The 24,070-nt window shown below is 62.4% G+C and carries 25 protein-coding genes and 1 tRNA gene; 12 read left to right on the top strand and 14 right to left on the bottom strand.

The genetic code is table 11. The annotated features are described in order from the left end of the window. Positions 1-11: 11 nt before the first annotated feature. A complete protein-coding gene (locus HALLA_RS03315) occupies positions 12-437 on the bottom strand; it encodes a Rieske (2Fe-2S) protein (protein WP_049952052.1) in 426 nt (141 codons plus the stop codon). A 131-nt stretch (positions 438-568) separates the two neighbouring features. Here HALLA_RS03315 and HALLA_RS03310 point away from each other — a divergent pair, with 131 nt between their 5' ends. Beyond that, positions 569-2,230: a tRNA uridine(34) 5-carboxymethylaminomethyl modification radical SAM/GNAT enzyme Elp3 gene (locus tag HALLA_RS03310; protein WP_049952051.1), complete on the top strand. Its 1,662-nt coding sequence runs from the start codon at positions 569-571 to the stop codon at positions 2,228-2,230. Positions 2,231-2,617: 387 nt separating this feature from the next. Here the strand turns inward: HALLA_RS03310 and HALLA_RS03305 are convergent, their stop codons facing one another. Further along, complete coding sequence (locus HALLA_RS03305) at positions 2,618-3,271, bottom strand: hypothetical protein (RefSeq protein ID WP_157231386.1); 654 nt, start codon at positions 3,269-3,271, stop codon at positions 2,618-2,620. A 361-nt stretch (positions 3,272-3,632) separates the two neighbouring features. Between HALLA_RS03305 and HALLA_RS03300 the strand changes: the two genes are divergently transcribed. The 6 genes from HALLA_RS03300 (at position 3,633) to HALLA_RS03275 (ending at position 9,403) form a co-directional block, all read left to right on the top strand. Beyond that, a complete protein-coding gene (locus HALLA_RS03300) occupies positions 3,633-4,106 on the top strand; it encodes a hypothetical protein (protein ID WP_049952049.1) in 474 nt (157 codons plus the stop codon). Positions 4,107-4,222: 116 nt separating this feature from the next. Then, on the top strand, positions 4,223-6,391 hold the full coding sequence (rqcH, locus tag HALLA_RS03295; protein ID WP_049952048.1) for a ribosome rescue protein RqcH: 2,169 nt from the start codon (positions 4,223-4,225) through the stop codon (positions 6,389-6,391). 102 nt (positions 6,392-6,493) lie between these two features. Then, positions 6,494-6,988 carry an Lrp/AsnC family transcriptional regulator gene (locus tag HALLA_RS03290; protein WP_049952047.1) on the top strand — a complete coding sequence of 165 codons (495 nt, stop codon included), beginning with the start codon at positions 6,494-6,496 and terminating at the stop codon, positions 6,986-6,988. A gap of 144 nt (positions 6,989-7,132) precedes the next feature. Next, positions 7,133-7,738, top strand: coding sequence for a HalOD1 output domain-containing protein (locus tag HALLA_RS21705; RefSeq protein WP_178113819.1), 606 nt, complete (start codon positions 7,133-7,135; stop codon positions 7,736-7,738). A gap of 106 nt (positions 7,739-7,844) precedes the next feature. Beyond that, positions 7,845-9,101, top strand: coding sequence for a CobW family GTP-binding protein (locus HALLA_RS03280; protein ID WP_049952046.1), 1,257 nt, complete (start codon positions 7,845-7,847; stop codon positions 9,099-9,101). A 71-nt stretch (positions 9,102-9,172) separates the two neighbouring features. After that, positions 9,173-9,403, top strand: a complete 231-nt coding sequence (locus tag HALLA_RS03275) for a hypothetical protein (RefSeq protein ID WP_049952045.1) — start codon at positions 9,173-9,175, stop codon at positions 9,401-9,403. 44 nt (positions 9,404-9,447) lie between these two features. On the opposite strand, the gene HALLA_RS03270 is transcribed toward HALLA_RS03275, so the two are convergent. Further along, entirely contained in the window at positions 9,448-10,074 is a 627-nt protein-coding gene (locus HALLA_RS03270) for a phosphoribosyltransferase (RefSeq protein WP_049952044.1), read from the bottom strand. 175 nt (positions 10,075-10,249) lie between these two features. Between HALLA_RS03270 and HALLA_RS03265 the strand changes: the two genes are divergently transcribed. Then, entirely contained in the window at positions 10,250-11,422 is a 1,173-nt protein-coding gene (locus HALLA_RS03265) for an enolase C-terminal domain-like protein (protein WP_049953994.1), read from the top strand. Here HALLA_RS03265 and HALLA_RS03260 read toward each other — a convergent pair. Next, entirely contained in the window at positions 11,419-12,375 is a 957-nt protein-coding gene (locus HALLA_RS03260) for a nucleoside hydrolase (protein WP_049952043.1), read from the bottom strand. The genes HALLA_RS03265 and HALLA_RS03260 overlap by 4 nt on opposite strands. A gap of 144 nt (positions 12,376-12,519) precedes the next feature. Here HALLA_RS03260 and HALLA_RS03255 point away from each other — a divergent pair, with 144 nt between their 5' ends. After that, on the top strand, positions 12,520-13,299 hold the full coding sequence (locus HALLA_RS03255; RefSeq protein ID WP_049952042.1) for a DUF7839 domain-containing protein: 780 nt from the start codon (positions 12,520-12,522) through the stop codon (positions 13,297-13,299). A gap of 36 nt (positions 13,300-13,335) precedes the next feature. Here HALLA_RS03255 and HALLA_RS03250 read toward each other — a convergent pair whose 3' ends face one another. Then, the gene (locus tag HALLA_RS03250; RefSeq protein ID WP_049953993.1) at positions 13,336-13,761 is read right to left on the bottom strand and encodes a DUF5791 family protein; all 426 of its coding nucleotides are present in this window, start codon (positions 13,759-13,761) and stop codon (positions 13,336-13,338) included. Between the two features lie 151 nt (positions 13,762-13,912). Further along, on the bottom strand, positions 13,913-14,656 hold the full coding sequence (locus HALLA_RS03245; protein WP_049952041.1) for a DUF7310 family coiled-coil domain-containing protein: 744 nt from the start codon (positions 14,654-14,656) through the stop codon (positions 13,913-13,915). Between the two features lie 95 nt (positions 14,657-14,751). Between HALLA_RS03245 and HALLA_RS03240 the strand changes: the two genes are divergently transcribed. After that, positions 14,752-15,834, top strand: a complete 1,083-nt coding sequence (locus HALLA_RS03240) for a tubulin/FtsZ family protein (RefSeq protein WP_049952040.1) — start codon at positions 14,752-14,754, stop codon at positions 15,832-15,834. 93 nt (positions 15,835-15,927) lie between these two features. On the opposite strand, the gene HALLA_RS03235 is transcribed toward HALLA_RS03240, so the two are convergent. Then, positions 15,928-16,107: a hypothetical protein gene (locus tag HALLA_RS03235; RefSeq protein ID WP_049952039.1), complete on the bottom strand. Its 180-nt coding sequence runs from the start codon at positions 16,105-16,107 to the stop codon at positions 15,928-15,930. Positions 16,108-16,534: 427 nt separating this feature from the next. Between HALLA_RS03235 and HALLA_RS03230 the strand changes: the two genes are divergently transcribed. After that, complete coding sequence (locus HALLA_RS03230) at positions 16,535-17,416, top strand: coiled-coil protein (RefSeq protein WP_049952038.1); 882 nt, start codon at positions 16,535-16,537, stop codon at positions 17,414-17,416. A gap of 178 nt (positions 17,417-17,594) precedes the next feature. Here the strand turns inward: HALLA_RS03230 and HALLA_RS03225 are convergent, their stop codons facing one another. The 3 genes from HALLA_RS03225 to HALLA_RS03215 form a co-directional block, all read right to left on the bottom strand. Then, positions 17,595-17,951 carry a TRAM domain-containing protein gene (locus HALLA_RS03225; protein ID WP_049952037.1) on the bottom strand — a complete coding sequence of 119 codons (357 nt, stop codon included), beginning with the start codon at positions 17,949-17,951 and terminating at the stop codon, positions 17,595-17,597. 97 nt (positions 17,952-18,048) lie between these two features. Then, positions 18,049-19,533: a tRNA guanosine(15) transglycosylase TgtA gene (gene tgtA, locus HALLA_RS03220; protein ID WP_049952036.1), complete on the bottom strand. Its 1,485-nt coding sequence runs from the start codon at positions 19,531-19,533 to the stop codon at positions 18,049-18,051. A gap of 129 nt (positions 19,534-19,662) precedes the next feature. Further along, the gene (locus tag HALLA_RS03215) at positions 19,663-20,226 is read right to left on the bottom strand and encodes an NUDIX hydrolase (RefSeq protein ID WP_049952035.1); all 564 of its coding nucleotides are present in this window, start codon (positions 20,224-20,226) and stop codon (positions 19,663-19,665) included. A gap of 178 nt (positions 20,227-20,404) precedes the next feature. Here HALLA_RS03215 and HALLA_RS03210 point away from each other — a divergent pair, with 178 nt between their 5' ends. After that, entirely contained in the window at positions 20,405-20,680 is a 276-nt protein-coding gene (locus HALLA_RS03210; protein WP_049952034.1) for a PadR family transcriptional regulator, read from the top strand. Positions 20,681-20,964: 284 nt separating this feature from the next. Here the strand turns inward: HALLA_RS03210 and HALLA_RS03205 are convergent, their stop codons facing one another. The 4 genes from HALLA_RS03205 to HALLA_RS03190 all read right to left on the bottom strand — a co-directional run bounded on the left by HALLA_RS03205 (position 20,965) and on the right by HALLA_RS03190 (position 24,030). After that, positions 20,965-22,221: a DUF4397 domain-containing protein gene (locus tag HALLA_RS03205; protein ID WP_174887887.1), complete on the bottom strand. Its 1,257-nt coding sequence runs from the start codon at positions 22,219-22,221 to the stop codon at positions 20,965-20,967. A gap of 211 nt (positions 22,222-22,432) precedes the next feature. Next, on the bottom strand, positions 22,433-23,164 hold the full coding sequence (locus tag HALLA_RS03200) for a hypothetical protein (protein ID WP_049952032.1): 732 nt from the start codon (positions 23,162-23,164) through the stop codon (positions 22,433-22,435). A gap of 209 nt (positions 23,165-23,373) precedes the next feature. Beyond that, positions 23,374-23,446, bottom strand: a tRNA-Pro gene (locus HALLA_RS03195). A gap of 83 nt (positions 23,447-23,529) precedes the next feature. Then, entirely contained in the window at positions 23,530-24,030 is a 501-nt protein-coding gene (locus HALLA_RS03190) for an AAA family ATPase (protein ID WP_049952031.1), read from the bottom strand. Positions 24,031-24,070 lie beyond the last annotated feature (40 nt).

The raw sequence follows: 24,070 nt of genomic DNA, 5'->3' as shown, positions 1-24,070 counted from the left end.
CAACCGTTCGATCAGAACTCGACGTTCGAACTCGAGGCCCGATCGACCTCGTCGGTCGGGATCGGCCCCGGACCGAGGAGATCGTATCCCTCATCGGTGAGATAGACGTCGCCGTCGTCGACGGCCACCTCGAGGGCCGTGAGGTACGCTCCCTCGCAGGGGCCGAACGTGCAGACGCCCGAATCGGCCTCGAAATACGCGCCGTGGTTTTCGCAGATGATTTCGCCGTTTCGCATCGCCGCGCCGGTTCCCTTGTCGAGTTTGATGTGCGTGAAGTGCTGACAGTAGTTCAGCCAACACTCGAGTCTGCCATCCTGGCGAACCAGAATCGCCTCCTCGACCTCGTTCGCATCGTCGTCGGTATCGACAACGCGAAACACGAACGTCGACTCCTCGGGAACCGCCTCGAGTGCGGTGATTCGGCGTGTCGAATCCATCGTCGGTGGCTTTCGCTCGAGTCCTGGTGAACGTTGCGAACCCGTCTGGACGGCACCTGCGACGAAACGGTCCGTCGCCGAGGGGGCAGAGTCCGACACGCTTATTCGCCGAGGGCACCGAAAACGGTATAGTGAGTACCGACACGCCCGACCCGACCGAAACCGAAGCGTTCGAGCGGGTCTGTGAAACGCTCGTCGAGCGGATCATCAACGGCGAGGTCGAGCGCGAGGAGGTCGAGAAGGCCAAACTCGAGGCCTGCTCGGAGCACTCGGCACCGAAAGTGCCCAAAAACTCCGAGCTGCTAGATTACGCTCCCCAGGAGTACCGCGAGGACTTAGAATCGGTCCTCCAGCGCAAACCGGTCCGAACCGCCTCCGGCGTCTCGCCGGTGGCGATCATGACCTCGCCCGAGCGCTGCCCGCACGGGAAGTGTCTGTACTGTCCCGGCGGTCCGGACTCGGAGTTCTCGAGTTCCCAGAGCTACACGGGCGAGGAGCCAGCAGCCGCCCGCGGCGTACAAAACGACTACGACCCCTACGGGCAGGTTACCCTTCGACTCGAGCAGTTGCGAGAGATCGGCCATCCGATCGACAAGGTCGAGTTGATCCTCATGGGCGGCACGATGACCGCCCGGAGCCACGACTACCAGGAGTGGTTCGTCAAGCGAGCGCTCGAGGCGATGAACGACTACGACGTGGACAAGGAGCCCGAACCCGCCCAGGGCGTGAGCTTCGCGGAGGATCCCGAGGAGTACGAGTGGAAGTATCTCGAGGACGTCATCGCGGAAAACGAGACGGGCGACATCCGGAACATCGGGACGACCTTCGAGACGAAACCCGACTGGTGCGATCCCGAGCAGATCGACCGGATGCTGGACCTCGGCGGGACGAAAGTCGAGGTCGGCGTCCAGACGACCTACGAGCGGATCAACCGCGAGATGCACCGCGGCCACGGCGTTCAGGAGTCGATCGAGGCGAACCAGCGACTGCGGGACGCGGCGTTCAAGGTCGGATTCCACATGATGCCCGGCCAGCCGGGAATGAGCAGGGAGATGTGTCTTGAGGACTTCCGGCGCATCTTCGAACAGGAGCAGTGGAAGCCCGACTACCTGAAGATATATCCGACGCTGATCGTCCGCGGGACGGCGACCTACGACTGGTGGCACAGAGGCGAGTACGACCCGCTTGACAACGAGGAAGCCGCGGAACTCGTCGCCGAAATCAAGGACATGATCCCGCGCTATACGCGGCTCCAGCGGGTCCAACGGGACATTCCGGCGGACTACATCGACGCCGGCGTCTGGAAGTCGAACCTCCGGCAACTCGCGCGAAAGCGGATGGACGAACACGGCTGGGAGTGTGAGTGTATCCGCTGTCGCGAGGCCGGGATGAACGACGCCGAACCCGACCAGGTCGAACTCGACGTCATGACCTACGAGGCGAGCGGCGGGACCGAACACTTCATCAGCTTCGAAGACTTCGAACAGGACCTCCTGATCGGTTTCTGCCGGCTTCGATTCCCGAACGACCCCGTCAGAGGCGAACTCGAGAACGCGGCGCTAGTCAGGGAACTGCACGTCTACGGCTCGGAAGTCACGATGGGCGAGGACGGCGAGACGGACCAACACCAACATCGCGGCTACGGCCGCAAGCTGATGAATCGGGCCGAATCGCTGGCCGCCGACGCCGGCTTCGACAAAGTGAGCGTCATCTCGGGTATCGGCGCTCGAGAGTACTACCGGAACAAACTCGGCTATCATCAGGACGGGCCGTACGTGAGCAAACGGCTGTGAACGGCAGGCGTCCCCCTCGCTAGCGCTGTCATCCGATTTTAGCCAGCCATCGAACGACAACTCGCTCGAGCGTCGAGTCTGGAACTACGACGTGCTAGCAGAATTTCGCATACACGTCGAGCATAAAATTTATAATCACTCCACCAGGATTAGCGAGTGCCGACGATTGTCGGATAGCATTGTCATCTCCCCACAACGACAATGTGATCGCACATCCCGTTCACCACGCAGGGACGACACATTCCCCGTGTGTCGTCCGCGTGTTCACCGACTCGCTCGGGTCCCCCCTGGCCCGAGCGAACTGACCGTGTTGTCGACTGGATGTTATTTTCTACGGCGTAAAATTCGCATATTGGACGTAACGCATGACGGACGTACCCCGCTCCGCTAGTCGTCGATCGTTACCTCGAGTTCGAGCACGCCGAGGTAGGATGGCGCGCCGCCGCCGCTCTCACGGAATTCATCCGGCGAGGAGTCGACGTACCGATAAAACTCCGACTGGGTCTGTGGATAGTACGTCGACCCGTCGTCGTGGTGTAACAGCGCCGGCGAGTCGGTGCCCTCGAGTTCGGAAGCCAGCGAGTCCCATTCGAGGGATTCGTAGAAGAAGATCCCGAACGAGAACCGACCCGCGCCGACTGCCGTATCCTTCGAGGAGAAGTTTCGTGCCTCCTCGAAGGCGAACTCCTCGTCGCTCACCCAGGCGACCGCCGCGACGTCGTCCGCGGTGAGAAGGTACGCGTCCCACTCTTTCGACGCGTCGAAGACGGCCCAGGTGCTTCGGGGCCCGACCGCGTCGAGTTGGACGCTGAAGGCGGGAACGTCCCTGGCCGACTCCGGTTCGCGGATGAAGGTCGCATCGTAGCCGGGGACCCGGATCCCCCGGTCGTGATAGACGACGCCGTCGACATCCATCTCGAGGTCGATCTCGAGTTCGTCGACCGCGTCCCGGATCGAGACCGCCTGCTGGTCGTCGATCCGATCGAAGAACTGGGGGAGCCGGTACACGTCGGACCAGCCGTCTTGGTCTCCCGCCATCAGTTTCGAGAGCCTCCAGAACTCCGCTCGAGAGAGGGTTCCGCGAGTGCATAGAGCGCTCCGTTCATGTGTGCCCAACGGAGACTGCGACTGATTAGCTTTCTGAATGCGAGACGAAGTATCGCTCTAGTACAGTCGTGTCGGGGTTGTGACGGGCGATATCGGTAGCGAATCGTCTCGTTGCGACGGACTCGAAAGGAGCGGATACTGAACGCTAGTCGCGCCCATTCGTTCGTAGTGTCTCCCCACGGACGACGAGGTGAGAACCTATCGTTCGGCTACTCGAGAGTGTTCGCGTCGACAATACCGGGGTTTTACTCCCGCGTCCGATGGGAATCAGGTGCTCCCTGCGAGCATGATACGAATGGACGAAACGAAGACAAGCGAGCGAGAACAGTCTCGGCATGACCGACGATCCGTGTTACAGGCGGCGGGCGTCGCCGTGGTAAGCGGCGCGCTATTTACCGGATCCGCGACGGCACAGTTGTCCGACGAAGTCCCGAATTCGACGACAGAGACCTACGAAGAGTCATTCGAACAAGCAGCGGCGGCGGAAGACGTCGCCGACGAATACGATTTCGAGTCACCGGCCCAACCGGAGAATCCGGCGGATGACTTTTCGGACGACGGAGCGACGGAATACGATTCGGAGGAGGTCTCACAAACGGTCACGAACGAATCGGTACAAATGTCGAACGAATCGGTGGAGATCTCGGATGTCACGTCGGACGACGAAACGGCGGTGACCGAAGAGGTATCGACCGAGCCGGCAGATACCTCGAGTTCCGTTTCCGACGAATTGGCCGCGTTCTCGGAACTGGAGTTCGACTTCTGGTAGCAGGTCCAGAGGACCACAACCCTGCCGTTCGACCGGTCTCGGACCACCGACATCCCGCTCGAGGCATCGTCGTGCGGAACGACACGCCTTTTGGGCCACGCAAAGCAGATGCGTGTATGGATCCGAAGCGGGAACTCACCAGCGTCGACCTCGCCGCTCTCGTTCGCGAACTGGGTGCGTACGAGGGTGCGAAAGTCGACAAGGCCTATCTCTACGGCGACGACCTCCTCCGACTGAAGATGCGGGATTTCGACCGCGGGCGGATGGAACTCGTCTGTGAAGTCGGCGAAACGAAACGTGCCCATACGGTCGATCCGACGCGCGTACCGGACGCCCCCGGACGCCCACCGCAGTTCGCGATGATGCTTCGAAACCGGCTCTCCGGGGCCGACTTCGCGGGCGTCGAGCAGTTCGAGTTCGACCGCATCCTCGAGTTCGTCTTCGAGCGCGAGGACGGGACAACGCGAATCATCGTCGAACTGTTCGGACAGGGCAATATCGCGGTGACCGACGGCGAGTACGAGGTGATCGACTGCCTCGAGACCGTCCGGCTCAAGTCCCGGACCGTCGTTCCCGGGTCGCGCTATGAGTTCCCCGACTCGCGGACGAACCCGCTTACGGTCTCCCGGGAGGCGTTCGACCTCGAGATGGAAGACTCCGATACGGACGTCGTCAGGACGCTGGCGACCCAGTTGAACTTCGGCGGCCTCTACGCCGAGGAGGTCTGTACCCGCGCGGGCGTCGAGAAGGCCCTCGACATCGACGACGCGACCGACGACGACTACGACGCGATTTACGAGGCCATCGAGCGCCTCGCGCTCGACATCCGGAACGGGAATTTCGAGCCTCGAGTGTACGTCGACGCCGAGGAGAGTGCGGAGGGAGACAACGAAAACGAGGACGGGGACGACAACGGCGGGGACGAACGGTCCGCAAACCGCGTCGTCGACGCCACCCCGTTCCCGCTCGAAGAGCACGCGGCCCTCGCAGGCGAGGCCTACGACAGCTTCTTGACGGCGCTCGACGACTACTTCTTCCGACTCGAACTCGACGACGAAGAGCCGGATCCGACCACGCAGCGGCCGGACTTCGGGGAAGAGATCGCGAAGTACGAGCGGATCATCGAACAGCAGGAGGGAGCCATCGAGGGGTTCGAACAGCAGGCCGAGGCCCAGCGCGAGCGCGCGGAGTTGCTGTACGCAAACTACGACCTCGTCGACGAGATCCTCTCGACGGTGCAGACGCAAAGAGAGCAAGACCGTCCGTGGGAGGAGATCGAAGAGCGATTCGAAGAGGGGAAATCTCGCGGCATCGAGGCCGCCGAAGCCGTCGTCGGCGTCGACGGGAGCGAGGGGACTATCACCGTCGACATCGACGGCGAACGGATCGAACTGCTGGCTCGAGACGGCCTCGAGCAGAACGCAGATCGCCTCTACACGGAGGCCAAGCAGATCGCAGAGAAAAAAGAGGGGGCCCTCGCGGCCATCGAGGACACCCGCGAGGATCTGGCGGATGCGAAGCGTCGGCGCGACGAGTGGGAGGCCGACGACGGAGACGCAGACGACGAGGCGGACGACGACGGAGCGGACCGCGACTGGCTCGCGGAGCCGTCGATCCCGATCCGCGAGAACGAGCCGTGGTTCGACCGCTTCCGCTGGTTCCACACGAGCGACGACTTTCTCGTCATCGGCGGGCGCAACGCTGATCAGAACGAGGAACTGGTGAAGAAGTACCTAGAGCGGGGAGACAAAGTGTTGCACACGCAAGCTCACGGCGGTCCCGTTACCGTGCTCAAAGCGACCGATCCGAGCGAAGCCTCCTCGGGCGACGTCGAGATCCCCGACTCGAGTATCGAGGAGGCGGCGCAGTTCGCGGTTTCCTATTCGTCGGTCTGGAAGGACGGACGCTACGCGGGCGACGTCTACGTCGTCGACTCCGATCAGGTGACCAAGACCCCCGAAAGCGGCGAGTACCTCGAGAAAGGGGGATTCGCCGTCCGCGGCGATCGAACGTATCACGAGAGCACGCCCGTCGGCGTCACGGTCGGGATCCAGTGTGAACCTTACACCCGCGTCATCGGCGGCCCGCCGTCGGCGATCGAGGAGCGGGCGGTGACGACCATCGATATCGAACCCGGTCGGTACGCACAGGCCGACGCGGCAAAACGGCTCTATCGACGACTCCGCGAGCGGTTCGAGGACGAATCGTTCGTTCGAAAGATCGCCAGCCCGGACAAGATTCAACACTTCATGCCACCGGGCGGGAGCCGGATCGCCGAAGAGTAGGGTCGTTGCGGCGAGCCAGCGATGTCGACCTCGAGCGATCCGTGGGCTCCGTTCGATTCATGGTCACCGTTTATACGTACTCGTAACTCACCCTGTGATACGATGTCCGCGGACCTCGACGACGTCGATCGAGAGATTCTGTACGCCCTCCAACAGGACGCGCGGAACAACTCGAACGCCGACATCAGCGAGCGAGTCGGCGTTTCCCCGAGTACGGTCGGGAAACGGATAACGAGCCTCGAGGAGCGTGGAATCATTAAGGGATACAGCCCGGAAATCGACTACGAGAAGGCCGGCCTCCCGCTCGAAGTGCTTTTTATTTGTACGGCACAGATCGCAGAGAGAGAAGCCCTCGTCGAAGCCGCCCACGAGATCGACGGCGTCGTCAACGTCCGCGAGATCATGACCGGGACCAAAAACGTCCACATTCACGTCGTCGGGGAGACCAACGACGACATCACTCAGATTGCTGCGACGCTCGACGGGCGCGGATACGACATCACCGACGAGATACTGTTGCGAAGCGAACGAGATTCCGCTGCGTCGGTCTTCCTCGAATCGGCTCCCGACGACCGAGCAAAATCACATGAAAGATGATTTTGTTTCAAACCGTTCGGTGAACGGATCTTTTCGCTCGATCGTGGCTGAAATCCGGAATCGGTCGTATTTCGGTTGTTTACGAGCGCTTCGGGACTGAGTATTCCCGAGTGTTTATGCCGAATCGAGCCCTGAACCACAGTAATGGAAACAACACTTACCGGCACACTCGAGACGCGGTCCGACTCGGAGCCACTTAGTGTCAAGGTGGTTCGAAAAGTTGCACAAATGGACGGGGTCGATCCAACGGAACTCGACGCGCCGTTGTACGACGTTATCAACCCGGAGGCGCTCGACGAACTCTTCGAACCGAGACGAAACGGCGAACAGCGGTCCGGCACTGTCGAATTTACCTACCATGGCTACGATATCGTCATCGAGCACAGCGACGATGGCGGTCCGACGATCACGCTCGAGGAGACCGGCGCGTCGTCGGGATCCACGAGCGAGGGTATCGATGAATCGAACAGCGATTCGACGGGGGATGTGAGCCACTACTGTCTCGATTGCGACTGGGCGCTTACCGACGCCGAAGAGCACTCGACGAGCGAACGGTCCGGGCTGGCGATCGCCCACCACGTCGAGACGGGTCACACGATCGAAGCTGCTGACTCGATCGACGAGCGAAACACTTCGACCGATGCAGTCAACGAGCCTGCCGCCCCCGTCGACGCGATCGACGAACTCCCCGGCGACTCCGAAGACGAACCTGCGGTGACCGTATCCGACGATTCGGTCGTACCGAACTGAGAATCGCACACGCAGCGCGCTCGCGGTGAATTTTCTGCGGTCGAGTACAACCATACTCTGCCGTCGAGTACAACCTTTGTAGTGGCACGGTTCCAATGGCGAGTCGATGTCACAGGATTCGATTCCCGTCACGGTCCTGTCCGGGAATCTCGGCGCCGGCAAAACGACCCTGCTCAATCACCTGCTTCGGAACGCTGGCGAGAGAGACCTCGCAGTGCTGGTCAACGACATGGGTTCGGTCAACGTCGACGCCGAACGCGTCGCGGAAGACTCGGAACTCGAGGTCAGCGGCGGCGTCGCCGAGCTATCCAACGGGTGTATCTGCTGTGAGCTTCGAGACGACCTCGAGACCGCGGTCGTCAGACTGGCCCGAGACCGGGAATTCGATCGGCTGATCGTCGAGTCATCCGGAATTTCCGAACCCGAGCCGGTCGCTCGGCTCTTTACGACGAGTTCTCGCGTCGCAGCCCGCTACGAAATCGACGCGCTGGTCACCGTCCTCGATACGCGACTCTTTCTCGACTCCTTCGACGGCACAGCGACACCGAAACGTCGCGGCGCAGATCCCGAATCCGCTGTGGATGGGGACGCCTCGACCCGCCCCCTCTCCGATCTTCTGATCGAACAGCTCGAGGTCGCCTCGGTCGTCCTGCTCAACAAGACCGACCTCTGTGACCGGGACGAACTCGAGCGCGCGGAGACGCTCGTGAACGCGCTCCAACCGGCGGCCGAGCTAATTCGAACCGAGTTCAGCGTGGTCGACCCCGACCGACTCTTCGACGGGGACCGGTTCGATCCCGCCACGCTCGGCGAACGGGCCGGCTGGCAGCGCGCGCTCGCGGGGGACGAACACGCCGAACCCGATAGTGAACCGGCCAGCCACGGCCCTCCTGGAACGGACCACGACCATCGCCACCCAGACGAGGTCTACGGCGTCGACTCGTTCGTCTTCCGCGAGCGGCGACCGTTCCACCCGGAACGGTTCCACGAGTTCCTCCGATCGCTTCCTTCGAGCGTCGTCCGATCGAAGGGGATCGCGTGGGTCGCGGGCCGCGACGTGAAAGTCGAAATCAGTCAGGCGGGCCCCTCGATCCGGGCGACCGTCCGCGGCCCGTGGATCGCGTCCCTCCCCGAGGTCGATCGGCAACTGTACCGATCGAATCGTCCGGACCTCGCGTGGGACGACGACCACGGCGATCGACGAACGGAACTCGTCTTCATCGGCACGGATCTCGAGTCCTCGAGGCTTCGCTCGGATCTCGAGGCGGCGCTCGTCACCGACGACGAACTCGAGCGTGCGGAAACGCTCGAAAACCGGTTTCCGATCGAACCTGAAGACGAGCGCGTGCTCCGCGAGCCCTGAGCGGGCATCACACGGCCGCTTCGTGCCGTTCTACAGCAACGACTAAGTGATCGACGACCGCCAGTTGTGCCATGAGCGACTCCAACGGCGATCGCCCCGGCTTTCGGGAGGGACTCGAGTCCTCGGAGGGCGACCCGCGCGTCGTCGCCGTCCTGAACGCGATCCTGTCGGTGGGGTTCGCCTGGCTGCTCGTCTGGGGCGGAAGCGTCGTCGGCTTCCTCGAGTACGGGCTCACCAACATCGTGCTCCTCGCCGCCGGGCTATTCGTTTTCGCGTTCGTGATGAGCGACTCGTCGTCCTGAGATCCCGAGACGCCCGAACGACGAGTCGACGTCCAACGAGCCAGTTACCCGTGATCGAGGTATTCGATCGCCTCCTCGTCGGTCACCTGCCCGAACGTCCGGTAGTACTGTCCGACGGCGCGGAAATCGGCGGGGGTTCGCAGGGCGATGACCTCGTCGGCTTCGTCCTCGAGATCGGCGAGCGAACCCGGCGGGCCGACCGGGACGGCGAGGGTGACTCGAGCCGCGTTCGCCTCGCGGACCTGTCGAAGACACGCAATCGCGGTCGCTCCCGTCGCCACGCCGTCGTCGACGACCACCACGTGCGTTCCCTCGAGGTCCGGAAGACCCGGCGTCTCGCGGTAGCGGTCGGCCTTCTCGCGTGCGTTTTCGATTTCGTCGGCCTCGACCGACTCGAGGTAGGACTCGGAGACGCCCAGCCGCCCGATAAGCGGGTCATTGTGCCAGACGCTTCCCTCGCTCGCGACTGCCCCGACGGCCAGTTCCGGGTTGTTCGGCGCGCCGAGTTTTCGGGCGACGACGACGTCGAGATCGGCATCGAGTGCGTCCGCGACCGGTCTGGCGACCGGCAGCGCGCCGCGAGGAATGCCGAGGACGACGTCGGCTTTCGTCCCGCGGCGCTCGAGTTCCGCTGCGAGTCGATCGCCGGCGTCGGTTCGATCCGCGAACATTACGTGGTACTACGACGCCATCGTACTAGATTCTTGGGCCGGAACTGGCGCCTCGGTGTCTCCTCGTCGCTCGAGATTCGAACCCCTCAACGTCCACCGAGAGCGGATCGTGTCGATCACGTCACAATCGCGTTTCGTGACAGATATTATGTGGCTGGCCGTCCCTCGTTTCGGCGTGCCACCACAGATAACCGAAATCGAATCGATCGAGTTTTCCTACGAACTGGTAGACGTCGGAACCGACGAGAACGGGTTCAACCTGGTGTACGAGCCCGGATCGACGACGACGCGAAAACTGTTCGCACTCAGTATCGAAACCGATGTCGGGATCACCGGCCAGTACGTCGGCGGCAACTCGCCGGCGGCCGCACAGATCAACACGTTCGCGGACTATCTCATCGGGAAGAACCCGCTCGAGCGCGAACGCCACTGGAGCGAGATCAAACGCGGGCTGCGAAAGTACGACCGGATGGGGATCGGCCCGGTCGACATCGCGCTCTGGGACTTCGCCGGAAAGTACCACGACGTTCCGATTCACGAACTGCTCGGCACCTACACGAGGCGGCTCCCGACGTACGCCTCGACCTACCACGCCGACGATAACGGCGGACTCGATTCACCGGAGGCCTACGCAGACTTCGCCGAGGAGTGTCTCGAACTCGGCTTTCCCGGCTTCAAGATACACGGCTGGGGCGGCGGCGACGCGGCCAGGGACATCGATCGAGAGATCGAGACGGTCCACGCCGTCGGCGACCGGGTCGGCGACGAAATGGATCTCATGATCGACCCCGCCTGCGAGTACCAGACCTACGGCGATGCGCTCAAAGTCGGCCGCGCGTGCGACGAAGAGGACTTCCTCTGGTACGAAGATCCCTACCGTGACGGCGGGATCTCCCAACACGCCCACCGAAAGCTTCGGGAATCGCTCGAGACGCCGATCCTCCAGACAGAGCACGTTCGGGGACTCGAGCCATTTACCGACTTCATCGCCAACGACGCGACTGACTTCGTGCGCGCGGATCCGGAATACGACGGCGGGATCACCGGCGCGATAAAGCGCGCCCGGATCGCCGAGGGGTTCGGCCTCGACGTCGAGTTTCACGCGCCCGGACCCGCCCAGCGCCAGTGTATCGCCGCGATTCGAAACGCGAACTACTACGAACTCGCGCTGGTCCACCCCGATTGTGCGAACACACAACCGCCGATCTACCGCGGGGAGTACTCCGAATCCCTCGAGTCGATCGACGACGACGGAACCGTGCCGGTGCCGGACGACCCCGGACTCGGTGTCGAATACGACTGGGAATTCATCGAGGAGAACGCGATCGGACGCCGAGTATACAACTAAGCCCTGCGATCGGCAAGCGTATCGAGCGTCCGCTCGACCGACCCTGTAAGCAGTTCGCGATAGCGTTCGAAGTCGGCCTCGAGGGCGACCGAGCCGTTCGGCTTCCCGTCCGTGACATCGGTCGCGTCACAGACGAGCGCGCCCCGATCGAGGTCCGAGTCGGTGCCGACCTGCATGTGGTAGGTCTCGGTCTCGAGAACGTCCTCGTCGACGATTCCGGCGATCGCCAGCGCGTCGTGGATCGCCGTCGTCTCGTACTCGTACTGCTCGAGTTGGGCGCCCGAATAGTAGGTGAACCACTCGACGATCGACCGGCCGAGGGCGGTCTCTTCTGGCAGTGCGTCGATCCACTCGCCGGGCACGTTCGCGCCGTTGGTCACGTCGAGACCGACGATCGTCGGCTCAGCATCCCGAACCACTCGAGCGGCCGCCTCCGGGTCGGACCGGAAGTTCGCCTCCGCCAGCGGCGTCACGTTTCCGGGCGCAAACGCCGCGCCGCCCATCACGATCAGTTCGTCGAGCAGGTCCGGGAGGTCGGGTTCGATCGCGAGCGCGAGCGCGACGTTCGTCAGCGGGCCGATCGCTGCCAGCGTCAGTTCCCCCTCGTACTCTCGGGCTTTCTCGACGATGAACTGGGCAGCGTGTTGCTCGAGCGGCTCCGTCGCGCTCGTCGGTTCGGGTAGTTCGCCGCGAATTCCGCCCGGACCGTGGATGTGTTCGGCCGTCTCGAGTTCGGCCGTAAGCGGCAGCTTCGCACCCTCAGAGAGCGGAATATCGGTTCTATCGAAGCACTCGAGGAGGGATCTGGCGTTTCTCGTCGTGTCGGCGAGCGACGCGTTGCCGTGGACGGTACTCAGGCCGACGACGTCGAGTTCGTCGCGCTCGAGGGCGAGCAAGAGCGCGAGCGCATCGTCGCATCCGGGGTCGGTATCGATCAATAGCGGCCGAGACATGCCCGTACCGTCGAATCGGCGGGAGTTAAAAGGACTGGGAGAGCGCGACAGCAGTGAAGGAACGACGCGACAGCAGACGAGTAGTGCGGCGCGCATGTATCGACGACCACGCCCTTTTTGGTACCGTCGCCCAACAGCCAGCGTATGGTCGATGTCCTCGACAACAAGCGGGCTGCGACGCGGTTTCGAATCCTCGTCCAGATCGCCGAGCGCCAGCCCGCGGTCAGCCAGGGAGAGATCGCAGCCGACGTCGGGGTGACGAGCCAGGCGGTCAGCGAGTACATCCGCGATCTCGTCGACGACGGCCTCGTCGAAAAGGAGGGGCGCTCTCGCTATCGCGTTACCAACGAGGGCGTCGACTGGCTCTTTACCACCGCCGACGACGTTCGCCGGTTCGCAGATCACGTTACCGGCGACGTCCTCGACGCGATGAGCGAGGCGGCCTACATCGCGACCGACGATATCGAGGAGGGAGAGACCGTCACGCTATTCGTTCGAGACGGCCTGTTACACGCGAAGTCGGGCGAGGACGGGCCGGCGACCGGCGTCGCGACGACCGACGCCGAAGCGGGAACGGACGTTGGCGTCACGAGCTTCGAGGGCGTCATGGAACTCGAGCCCGGTTCCGTTACCGTGTTGCAGGTGCCCGCGGTTCGAACCGGCGGAAGTCGGGCCATCGCCGACGAGTTCATCACCGAGACCTGCGACGGTGCCGACCTCGTGGTCGCAACCGGCGTCGAAGCCGTCGTCGCCTGCCGACAGGCTGGAACGGAGCCGGCCGTAAACTTCGCGGGCGGGGAAGTCGCCGCAGACGCCGCAGAGCGCGGTCTCGAGGTGGTCGCCGTCGTGACGATCGATTCCGTCGGCCGGGTCACGGACGCGCTTCGGGACGCCGGCGTGGCGTACGAAGTGCTCGAAGGATAGGTCGAGGCGGCAGCAGTACAGGACTTGCCTGTCGCGTTATGGAGTATTGCTCACGATAGTATGCTGTACGTGCACGTACTCGTCGAACGACATCGGAGCCCGCCGTTCGATCTTCTGTTGAATCTCCTTGGGATCGAGATCGATCTCCAGTTCGCTTTCGACGGCATCCACGTCGAGGACGGCAGTCGACATGCCCAGCAGGAGGTGTTCGCAGGCCATCGTTTCGATCGTCTCCGGGTCCGGATCGTCCGAGCCCTGCGACTGGATCTGTGCCGCCTCCTCGAGCGACAGCGACGGCGGCTCAGCCGTCCCGATCGACTCGAGCCGATCCTCGTCGATTCCCGTGAGCATCGACACGTGCTCGAGACCGCGGGTTTCGAGTACCTGTGCGAGGTCGTCGTCGTACTCCGCGCGGAGTTCCGCCGGCGACTCCGGAACGGACATCCGCTGCTCGTAGAACATATCGACCCGAACGGGAAACGTGCCCAAAGGGGTTGCCATCGAAGCCGACCCCACGGAACGGATCGGACGGGTCTTCGCCGGCGGACGTTCGACCGGTGGCAAAAGCGGCGATGGACGGGTAGGTGAGACCACGTACGACAGAGCCGTCGAATCACGAGAATAGGCCACGAACAGCCTCGAAAATCGCTGTACCGTCCGATTCGTCGGCGTCGTCTCGTCGGGATTGATCCTCGGTCGGCTCCGTCGAATCACGCCGGTCCGGTTCGTCGTCAATCGCCGTCAGTTCGGCGAGTTCCGCTTCGATCTGTTGGTGATCGATCGCGCTCGGATCAGCGAGGCGAACGCTGCTGGCGTCCGTCACGCCCACTCCCGGTCGAGACCGGCGGTCGCTACCGCCGGCCAGCAGGGAACGGTCAACCGAGTGGTCTGGATCGGTTTGGTGGAATTCCTCGAGCGCGGCCCGCTGATCGGTCGTCGAATCGGGATCGGTTTCGGGACCGGATCCTCCGCTCTCGCTTCGGTACCGACCTGCTGGTGTCGTCGAATCGCGGACGACGGCCCTCGAGACGACCATGGTCGTCTCCGAGTCCGTTCGTGCTCCCTCGACCGCCTCGATGCGGCGCTCGAGGCGATCGACAGTCGCGACCGCCGCGTCCGCGCGTCGTTCGACGGCTTCGTTGACCGATCGAACGTTTCCCACGTAGCCGCGCAACGCCTGCGTGCTCCCCTCGAGGTCGGCGACGCGGGCAACCAAATCGTCGATTCGCTCGTCGAGGCGGTCGATATCGTCAGCAATCGCGGCCTGCTCCGGAACGTCGCTCACCGGACGGTCGCTGTCTGTGAGTGCTCGTTCGACGGCGGCGAGTCGCCGTTCGAGCCGCTCGAAATCGCTCATGGCTGCTCTGGCTTCGGTACCCTATTTAAACATATGCCCGGGAAGCGCCGTATCGCCCCGCAACGTTCAACAGCCCTCCCCCGCATGATAGTCGTATGAAAGTTGCCCTGATCGGGGTGGGCCAGGCTGGTGGAAAGGTCACCGAACGGCTCGTCCGATTCGATGCCGACATGGAGTTCGACGCGATTCAAGGTGGGCTCGTCGTCAACTCCGCGAAGGCAGACCTCCAGTCTCTCGAGTTCGTCGACACGCAACTCATCGGTGCAGACCGCGTCAACGGCCACGGCGTCGGCGGCGATAACGAACTCGGCGCAGAGATCATGCAAAGCGACATCGACCAGGTGATCGGCGGTATCGACGGCCGCATCACCTCGAGCGCGGACGCGATATTCGTCGTCGCCGGACTCGGCGGCGGAACCGGAAGCGGCGGCGCGCCGGTTCTGGTCAACAACCTCCAGCGGGTATACGACATCCCGGTCTACGCGCTCGGCATCCTCCCGGGGCGAAACGAGGGATCGCTGTATCAGGCGAACGCCGGCCGTTCGCTGAAAACGATCATCCGAGAGGCGGATTCGACGCTGCTGATCGACAACGACGCGTGGCACGAGCAAGGCGAGAGCGTCGAGGGCGCGTTCGAAACGATCAACGAGAACATCGCTCAGCGCGTCGGGCTCCTGTTCGCATCGGGCGAAGGGATGGACGGCGTCGGCGAGAGCGTCGTCGACTCGAGTGAAGTCATCAACACGCTCCGGGGTGGCGGCGTCGCCGCGCTCGGCTACGCGAGCGAACTCGCAGCCGAGGAAAGCGGCGAGAACATTCGAACCGTCATGAACGTCTCGAGACAGTCCCTGCTGACGGGGACGAGTCTTCCGGACGCGACCACCGCCGACGCGGCGCTGCTCGTTATCGCCGGAGATCCGGACGTGATTCCGCGAAAAGGCGTCGAAAAGTCTCGACGCTGGCTCGAAGACGAAACCGGGAGCATGCAGGTCCGCGGGGGTGACTTCCCGCTCCAGAGCGATCGAGTCGCCGCACTCGTCTTGCTCGGCGGCGTCGAACGCTCCGACCGGATCGACCAGTTCATGGAACGCGCCCGCGAGGCACAGAAACAGGAGGACGAGCCGAGAGAAGACCCTGCCGAGCAGTTCGCTGACGACCGACTCGAGAATCTTTTCTAAATCGAACTGTCTCGGCATGCTCTCGTCTGCTGAAAGCGCTGCGTAAGCAAACCCACGACTCCGGCAGCGTTGCCGCGTCGATCGTGGCGACCGTTATCTAGTCGCTGAGCGACCGTCAATCTCCGCGTCGCCGACGACAGTGATCGTGACTGCACCACAGTCACACTCGTACGCTCGACGAGTCCCTTCGTCGGTTCGCATCGAGAGCATCAGCCGATCGTCCTCGAGCGGCTGATCACAGTGTTCGCACGCAGAGGTAAGCTCGTCCAACATGGATACGACTCGTTCCGGAACCCATGTCAAGCTCCGCCAACAGGAGAGTGAAAGTGAAAGTGAAACGGAGATCGACAAACCGCGCTGAGATCGATATTTGTCACACCAGATCTGCCGTGAATCGAACGGCCGATCGCAAAGCAAAATTCGGGAGGAATTGACCGCTCGAGCGGTGTGTTCGTTTATATACAACCGACCTGTCCATGCTAATCCACAACACACGATATGAGCTTCCTGCTAACGGTTTTCAGGGGGTATTGGACCGGTACATTTAAATTACATGCGGCAGTAGTTACGCATACCAGAACGCCATCGGGGCGCGTATCGCTCGACGAACGATGACAGGAAATCTTATTCACCGAGATTTCGCAGGTCCTGAGCGGACGCTGTCGCCGATGCGGGAATGGCACAGAGGGTTTACTAACACATGGTAGACGAATCCAAAAACATCGAACTCACAGAAGACGACCTCGAAAACAAATCGAAAGGCCAGCTCATCAAGATGGCCGGCCAGCTCCGAGATCGACGAAACGATCTCAACCAGATGGCCTCCGAGCGGGCATCCAGCCGCGACGATCTTAACGCAAAGACGCGCGAGAAGGTCGACGAGGCACAGGAACACCGCGAAAAACGCGACGAGCTCAACGAGCAGGTTCAAGAGCACAAAGAGAGCCGTAACGAGCTCAACGCGGAAGCGAACAAGCTCTTCGACCGCGTCGAGAAGCTCAAATCGGACATGGAACTCGACGAGGGAAAAGATCTCGAGGAACTCGAAGAGGAGATCGAACAACTCGAGTTCAAACAGCAGACCGAAGTGCTCTCGAGTGAGGAAGAACAGGAGCTCATCGAGAAGATCGAGGGAAAACGCGAGGAGTACGCAGAGCGCAAGGGCAAACTCGAGCAAAACGACGACCTCGAGGAACTCGTCGAGGAAGCCGAAGAGGTCCGATCGGAGGCCTCCCAGCACCACCAGAAGGTCACCGAACTCGCGGACAAGGCCCAGGAACATCACAACGAGATGATCGAGGCCTATCGTGAAGCCGACGACATCCGCGACGAGGCCGACGAGATGCACGAGTCCTTCGTCGAGGCGCAGGAAGCGGCCGACCAGCACCACGAGGACTTCGTCCGCGTCCAGAAGCGCCTGCGTGAACTCGACAAGAAAGAAGAGAAAGAACGCAAGTCCCAGCGGGACAAGAAAAAGGAGGAGGCCAAGGAGGAAGCCGAGGAGATCTACCAGAAGTTCAAGGAAGGAGAGACCCTCGACACCGAGGACCTGATGAAACTCCAGAAAACCGGTCTACTCTAAGAACGTCGCCTTCCCGCGTTTCGATTTTCGCCGTTCGATCTGTCTTTTTCGCGCCAGTTCGTGAGAGCAGTTGCTGTGACGCTATCTAAGTCTCGTCTCAGAGTGACGAGTTCGACCGACGCCCAAAATTACTACCGAGAATACCGTATATCGTCGCCGATACTCCTCGAGAAATCGACTATGCCCGACCTAGATACGTTCCCGTCGCCGAGGTGTGACCGCGATTGAACGAGAGGATTTTGATCTCGATCACGTCTGCAACGTCGATATCCGATGGAACGTCTTCGACGAAGACGACGAACCCCTCGACTTTGGTTACCGCCTGGCGCTCCCCCGAATGGTGCTCGGTGAATTCCTCGACTCCCACCGTCCGTTCGTCGCCGATAGCGACCGGTGGCTCTCGCTCTTGGGCCTCGCGATGGCTCTCGAGTGATTCCCGTCGATCGCTCGAGGGGCCGCGAAACCGCTTGACCAGCCACGATCCGACGACGAGAACGGTGAGGACGCCGATCGCAAGCGCCGCTACGACGATCATACCAAAACAAAGCTTTCCAGCCCCTCTTTGCTGTTCTGATCCGCGGTGGCCCCATCGTTCCACTGGTGGCAACACAGCCAGCGGCGATGAGAGTCGCTCAAGAGCGATGAGACTCCGTCAGATCGATCGTCTCGACGGAGTCGGGAAGCGCCTCGAGCGCCCCTGCCGGCCAGTCCAGATGTCCCACTCCGAACTCGCTGTCCGGGTTGGATTCGACCAGTCGAGTGATACCCGCCGCAGCAGCCTCGAGCGCGCCGCGGTCGACGCGTGTTGGCACCTCCGCGGTGAGCGGATAGCTCTTCGAAAGCGCCCGCGGGAACGGGCCGAAGGGCGGTTTGACGCGCCAGGAATCGTCGTATTCCGCGGGCCCGTCTCCGTCACCCTCGGTGAGAAACAGGGAGTCAGGAACCGAGAGGCGCTCGAGTCGTCGGCGGTGGCGCAGCACTTCTGGCCGTCGGGCACTCTCGTGGGACGTGTAAAAGAACGCGCCCTTCGAGACGGGATCGCTCGCCTCGAGCTGGTCGGCGTGGTCCAACAGCGTCCGGTAACCGTCGAGCATCGTCGGGTGGGCGCGAGCGCGCTGTTCGACGAGTTCGAGGAGATTGCCCGCTCGGATAGCCTGTTTGATCCGACGGATCTCCCCGAAGGTGACGTGGAGGTTGTGGGCGGCGAGGGTCTCCTCTCGTTGCTGATCGGGAAGCGCGCGCACGTCGGCCGGTTCGTGAGTCGAACAGACCGGACACGAACACGGGAAGTACTCGATATCCTCGAGGTGCTGGGTCCCGCGGACGGTGAGATAGCGGTCGTCGCGGGCGTAGAGGGCGTAAGCCGCAGAATCGAACAGGTCACAGCCCATCGCGACCGCGAGTGCGAACATCATCGGGTGACCGGCTCCGAAGAGGTGAACCGGTGCGTCGGCACCCAGACCGCGTTTGGCGGCGGCGACGACGTCGATCATGTCGTCGTACCGATAGTCGTTCATCAACGGGACGACCGCGCCTACGGGGAACACGTCGAGGCCGGTCGAGTCGGCGTGGCGGGCGGCCGCCTCGCGGAGATCCGGATGGGTCGACCCCTGAACGGGCGCGTTGATCAGCATGTCGCCGACGTCGACGCCGTCGGCGATCTCGAGTCGATCTTTGGTCGTCTCGAGTTCCTCGGCTGCGCGCTCACGGGAAACGTCCGGGGGCGTCGGAATATCGACGGGCGTGCCGATATCGGAGCCGATGTCGGCCTGAAACTGGAGGATCTCTTCGGTCGTAACGGTGATTTCGCCGTACTCCGATAGCTGGAACGACCCCGAGTCGGTCATGATCGCACCCGGGAAGTCGAACATATCGTGGAGGCCCTCCGAAAGCGCTCGCTCCCGAACGTCGTCGGTGTTGTAGATGATATAGGAGTTCGTGATGAGTATCTCCGCGCCGAACTCGTCTGCGAGTCGGCGAGGCGAGATCGTATCTAAATTCGGATTGATCACCGGGAGCAGTGCCGGCGTTTCGACGGTGACGCCGGCCCGCGGCACGGTGAGTTCGCCGAGACGCCCCCCTGCATCGGTGTCTTGGAGTTCGAAACACTCGCGCATCTACCGTCTCTTTGCGAGCCACGCGGTAAACGTTCCGTTCCAGTCGGAGGTCGGTCCGATGTCCGAATCGCCAGCCCAGAAGAACGGACCCACAGCCAGCGTATGGGACGCGACCGAATCGATTCAAATTTACTCTTCGTCGCGGTCCTCAGCGAAGAGCCGATAGTATGAGAGCGCGAGCACGACGCGTCCGTCGCGCAGCGCACCGTCAGCAACGGCGTCGGTTAGTTCCTCGAGAGACGGCGTCGTGACGCGGATGCTTTCGTCGTGATCGAGTCGCTGGGCTGCGGTCGGCCGACAGCCGCGGGCGACGAAAAAGTGGATGACCGCGTCGGCGAAGCCGTTCGCCGGTTCGACGCTGACGAGCGACTCGAGCCGGTCGGCTTCGTAGCCGGTCTCCTCGCGGAGTTCCCGACGAGCGGCCGCTTCGAGGTCGACGTCATCGGACTCGGTCCCGCCGGCGGGGAGTCCGTAGTTGACTCGAGAGACGGCCTGTCGCCACTCCTCGATGCAGACGACCTCGCCGTCGGGCGTCAACGGCAGGATGCAGACGCTCGGCGGCTCGGTGAGGTAATCGAAATCGGTTTCGGTCCCGTCGGGAAGCTGAACGGTCTCGTTAACGATCTCAAAACCCGGACAGGAGTAGGCTACCGTGCTGTCTATCGTCTCCCAGGAGAGCGAGTCGTCTGTCATATCGGCCGATAGGCCGGTCGACTGGAAAAAGACAGCGACGGCGAGCCGATCACATCTCCGAACGGTCGGCGAACGGAGCGCCCTTGGAACGCCAACCGAACGAGACGATCTACACGGGGCGTACACGCTCTATAACAAAGCCGTAGACGACTGAAGGTCAGTATTCAGAGGGTGATCCATGGACCAGCTTACAGGATTCCAACGCGACTTGTTGTACGTCATCGCAGGAATGGACCGTCCGTCCGGCCAGCAAATTCTGGACGACATCAATCGGTACATCGACCAACCGGTGACACACGGTCGGCTGTACCCGAATCTCGATACGCTCGTCGAGTTCGAACTCGTCGAGAAAGGGGAGATCGATCGTCGGACGAACTACTACGCGTTGACCCCCAAGGGGAGGCGCATTCTCGAGCAACGACAGGAGTGGATAGAACGATACGTCGACGCCTGATCGGCAGTGTGTCGACACGTCTCTCCTCCTCGCTCGACGAGGAACGACACGGCGATGAGATAGCACACTCGAGCGGTTCACGCCGGAGAACGACCGTAGATTCTGTTCTCGCACGAACGCAGTATCGCCGTTCTCGCGTTTGTGGATCGGTTACTCGAACATGCCGTTCGCGAGAAGACACATCGCTCGAGCCAACGAAAGCAAAACGGGCTATTGCGGCGTCAGGGAATGGAATCTCCCCGTCGACGTGATCGGGCGGCCACGATACTCATTCGCGAGAGGGATTAGTAGTCTGATTCGTTGTCAGCGGTTGCCGTTTCGTTATCTGCTGTTGCCGTCTCGTTGTCGGCAGTCGCCGTCTCGTTATCGGCCATCCCGTCGTCCGTCGACTCGTTATCGTCCATCTCGTCGTCCGTCGGTGCTGTCTGCTCGTCCGCACCGGCTTCGTCGGACGGCTCAGTGTCGTCCGAATACCCGCCGTCTTCGGCCTCTGAGAGCACCGCCATCGGTCCGTCCTCGGTCACGGTCACGTCGAAGGCTGCGTCGCCCTCAGTCCCCTCGAGATAGCCGATCGCGGCCACGGTGTAGGCACCGCCTTGCTCGAGCGTGACTTCGAAACTGGCGACCGCCTCGTCGGCCTGTCCGGAGTCGTCCGCTCCGTTTTCGCCGTCGTCCTCCGTGGCCGTCTCGCCGTCTCCCGTTTCCGGTTCATCATCGACGCCGGTCCCGTCGGTACCCGTTTCCGTTTCGTTGTCAGCAGATGTCGTTTCGTTGCCAACAGATGCCGTCTCGTTGCCAGCAGTTGCCGTTTCGTTATCAGCAGTCGCCGTCTCGTTTTCGTACGTTTCGGATTCGTTACCACCCACATCAGCCCCATCGTCGCCCGTGTCAGCCTCCTCGAGGGAGTCGTACTCCGGGGCCTCTCCCCCGGCGTCCGGTTCGCCGTTTCCGTCCGCCGCGGGGAGCACGTCGAGTGCGTAACTGCCGGCGGGAAGCGCGACGTAGTTCGTCGCACTGCCGAACGAAACGTTCTCGAAGAGGTCCATCGCGCCGTCGTTCCCGACGACGTCGACCGCCGGTGCGTCCGGCGACGCGTGTACGAGCCGAACGAGCGACGAACCGGCGTCGGTCAGAATCAGGGGGTTGAACGTCTCGCCCTCGAGTTCGCCGATCGCCGCGACCGTATAGAACGCGCGCCCGAAGTAGACGCTGTCCTCGAAGACGACCGCCTCCGAGTCGCCAGCTGCGGTTATCGTCAGGTCCGCCGTTCCGGGCTCGACCTCGAGATACGGCGACACCTCGTCGTAGGCGATCGACTGGAGAACTTGTTCGCCGTCGACGTAGACGTCTATCGCCGGCGCATCCGGCGAGAAGTGGGCGATCCGGACCGCCGCGACCGCGTCCGGAACTTCGTCGTCGGTCTCCTCCTGTGCCCGCTCGTCGTCCTCGTGTTCGCCGACCGCCAGTGCCGAACCGGTCAGTGCTGCTCCCGCTCCCAGTGCGCCGATAGCCGCCATCGTTGCGCGTCGTGTTGTCGTCATGAAGCACTGGATACTGGGCGCGAGCGCCCCAAAAGGGAGCCAGTCAGTTGTCCGAATTGTCCTCCCCTTTCCGCTGTGAATCTCGCGTAGGCCGAGACTGACAACACCGAACTCACCGTAAGTGGCCCATAAAACCGAGAAATCACCACCTATTCGGAACAGCGAACGTATCTACATCGAGTGAGAGAAAGCCAAAGCCAAGCGCTCCTCGCTACTCGTCTTTCCGAAGCGAAACACGATCGAGATCCGCCTCGAGGTCGGCGATTTCGGCGTTGAACGACTCGACAAATGGTTCAACGTCCGGAGCGAGCCGGCGGAGTTCGGACGCCGAAGGCGGCCCGTACTGCGAGAGCAGATACGTGCCATCGGAGCCGCCGACCCGGAGGTAGGATACCTCGCTCCCGTCCCACTTGAGTTCCCAGCGAGTTCCCGATATCGTCGTCGAATAGGTGCCGTACTCGCCGTCGTAGCGCTGCAGTTGACCGGCCATCTCGGTCGCAACGTCGTGGATCTGCCGGACGATCCGATCCCGTTCCGCGACGAGGTCGGCTGCCGACTCGATCGCCGGAAACTCGTCGGGAACCCCCACGAGCACGTCGTCGAACGACGCGACGTACTCGTTGTAGGCGTCGATGAACGCCCCGTAATCGTCCATCGCCCGCTCGAGCGCGTCGGGCTCGGGTGGTTGTTTCGTCGAGATAACGTACGTTTCCTCGCCCGAATTTGGATCGAATCGGAGATACTGAATATCGCCCGCCTCGTATTTGACCGTCCACGTCGCGTTCGCCGTCTCGATGGCCTCCTGGCCGTAGTCGCCGCCCTGCAACAGCGCGAGTTCGCGAGCGATCTGCCCCGCGTGCGAGCGGACTCGAGCGACCACTTCATCGCGTCGCTTCGTGATCTCCTCGGTCGTAGCGACATCTTTCCCAGTCCCGTCAGTCATTCGTTTCGAGGGAGGCGGCCAACGCCGGTAACGGTTGCGCTCGCCTTCGAAGCGACCGCCGTGCGAAGACGATTCGTCCCGACGACCGGACGGTTTGCTGGCTCTGACCCGCCGCCATTTCTGACTCGCCACTGGCTCTCGTTCGCTTCGCTCGCGAGAACGAGGTTACGGCCATGCTTCCCGCTCACGAGTTTGTTCGGGGGCAAAAGTGGGCCGGCGCGAATTCGAATCGCGGTTACGGCCACCCGAAGGCCGAAGGATACCAAGCTACCCCACCGGCCCGCATTCGGTGGAAGTTCGTCCACGCGTTTAACCTTTCTGAATGCCCGAACGGCTCTCGACTGAATGGCCGGAGGGATAGCGACTTACCACAGCTGTGCGATCTGTCGTCTGGTTTCGGCTACCGAGCCGGAGTTATCGATTGTTTGATGTGAGAGTGTCGGTGACTCGAACTCCGACCGGAGAAGTTTGTGCACCGAGAAGTCGGCGTCGCTCTCGTCGTTTTCGCGTTCCTCGATCCGTTCGCGGACCACGTCCTCACTGCACGTAACGCGGACGAGATCGAACTGCGCGTTCGAGTCTCGAGCGACGCGCCGAGCCCGGTCGCGAAGCGATTCCCGTCGGAAGGTTCCATCGAGAACGGCGACGGCATCGCGTTCGACGGCCGCTCGAGCGCGGTCGAACAGTTCGTCGTACGTGACCTGGACCTCCTCGTCCGTATACTCCGGGTCCGGAAACAGGTCCTTTCGGACGACATCGGTTCGAATCAGGGTGCCGCCGGTCCGCTCGGCGAGTTCGCGGGCAACTGTCGTTTTTCCCGTCCCGGGCAGTCCGCAGACGACGACGAGACGCTGCTGGTCGGACATTCGACGTTCGATGGGAGAAAGACGCGGCCGGGTTTAGTTG

Origin of the sequence: Halostagnicola larsenii XH-48, from assembly GCF_000517625.1 — an archaeon.
GTDB lineage: Archaea > Halobacteriota > Halobacteria > Halobacteriales > Natrialbaceae > Halostagnicola > Halostagnicola larsenii.
This window is presented reverse-complemented; position numbering and strand designations above follow the sequence as displayed.

Bases quoted from the DNA above. Each gene is read 5' to 3' on its own strand.
- HALLA_RS03315 (WP_049952052.1), bottom strand. From the start codon at position 437: ATGGATTCGACACGCCGAATCACCGCACTCGAGGCGGTTCCCGAGGAG.
- HALLA_RS03300 (WP_049952049.1), top strand. From the start codon at position 3,633: ATGGACGAAACGAAGACAAGCGAGCGAGAACAGTCTCGGCATGACCGA.
- rqcH (WP_049952048.1), top strand. From the start codon at position 4,223: ATGGATCCGAAGCGGGAACTCACCAGCGTCGACCTCGCCGCTCTCGTT.
- HALLA_RS03290 (WP_049952047.1), top strand. From the start codon at position 6,494: ATGTCCGCGGACCTCGACGACGTCGATCGAGAGATTCTGTACGCCCTC.
- HALLA_RS21705 (WP_178113819.1), top strand. From the start codon at position 7,133: ATGGAAACAACACTTACCGGCACACTCGAGACGCGGTCCGACTCGGAG.
- HALLA_RS03280 (WP_049952046.1), top strand. From the start codon at position 7,845: ATGTCACAGGATTCGATTCCCGTCACGGTCCTGTCCGGGAATCTCGGC.
- HALLA_RS03275 (WP_049952045.1), top strand. From the start codon at position 9,173: ATGAGCGACTCCAACGGCGATCGCCCCGGCTTTCGGGAGGGACTCGAG.
- HALLA_RS03270 (WP_049952044.1), bottom strand. From the start codon at position 10,074: ATGTTCGCGGATCGAACCGACGCCGGCGATCGACTCGCAGCGGAACTC.
- HALLA_RS03260 (WP_049952043.1), bottom strand. From the start codon at position 12,375: ATGTCTCGGCCGCTATTGATCGATACCGACCCCGGATGCGACGATGCG.
- HALLA_RS03255 (WP_049952042.1), top strand. From the start codon at position 12,520: ATGGTCGATGTCCTCGACAACAAGCGGGCTGCGACGCGGTTTCGAATC.
- HALLA_RS03250 (WP_049953993.1), bottom strand. From the start codon at position 13,761: ATGTTCTACGAGCAGCGGATGTCCGTTCCGGAGTCGCCGGCGGAACTC.
- HALLA_RS03245 (WP_049952041.1), bottom strand. From the start codon at position 14,656: ATGAGCGATTTCGAGCGGCTCGAACGGCGACTCGCCGCCGTCGAACGA.
- HALLA_RS03240 (WP_049952040.1), top strand. From the start codon at position 14,752: ATGAAAGTTGCCCTGATCGGGGTGGGCCAGGCTGGTGGAAAGGTCACC.
- HALLA_RS03235 (WP_049952039.1), bottom strand. From the start codon at position 16,107: ATGTTGGACGAGCTTACCTCTGCGTGCGAACACTGTGATCAGCCGCTC.
- HALLA_RS03230 (WP_049952038.1), top strand. From the start codon at position 16,535: ATGGTAGACGAATCCAAAAACATCGAACTCACAGAAGACGACCTCGAA.
- HALLA_RS03225 (WP_049952037.1), bottom strand. From the start codon at position 17,951: ATGATCGTCGTAGCGGCGCTTGCGATCGGCGTCCTCACCGTTCTCGTC.
- tgtA (WP_049952036.1), bottom strand. From the start codon at position 19,533: ATGCGCGAGTGTTTCGAACTCCAAGACACCGATGCAGGGGGGCGTCTC.
- HALLA_RS03215 (WP_049952035.1), bottom strand. From the start codon at position 20,226: ATGACAGACGACTCGCTCTCCTGGGAGACGATAGACAGCACGGTAGCC.
- HALLA_RS03210 (WP_049952034.1), top strand. From the start codon at position 20,405: ATGGACCAGCTTACAGGATTCCAACGCGACTTGTTGTACGTCATCGCA.
- HALLA_RS03205 (WP_174887887.1), bottom strand. From the start codon at position 22,221: ATGACGACAACACGACGCGCAACGATGGCGGCTATCGGCGCACTGGGA.
- HALLA_RS03200 (WP_049952032.1), bottom strand. From the start codon at position 23,164: ATGACTGACGGGACTGGGAAAGATGTCGCTACGACCGAGGAGATCACG.
- HALLA_RS03190 (WP_049952031.1), bottom strand. From the start codon at position 24,030: ATGTCCGACCAGCAGCGTCTCGTCGTCGTCTGCGGACTGCCCGGGACG.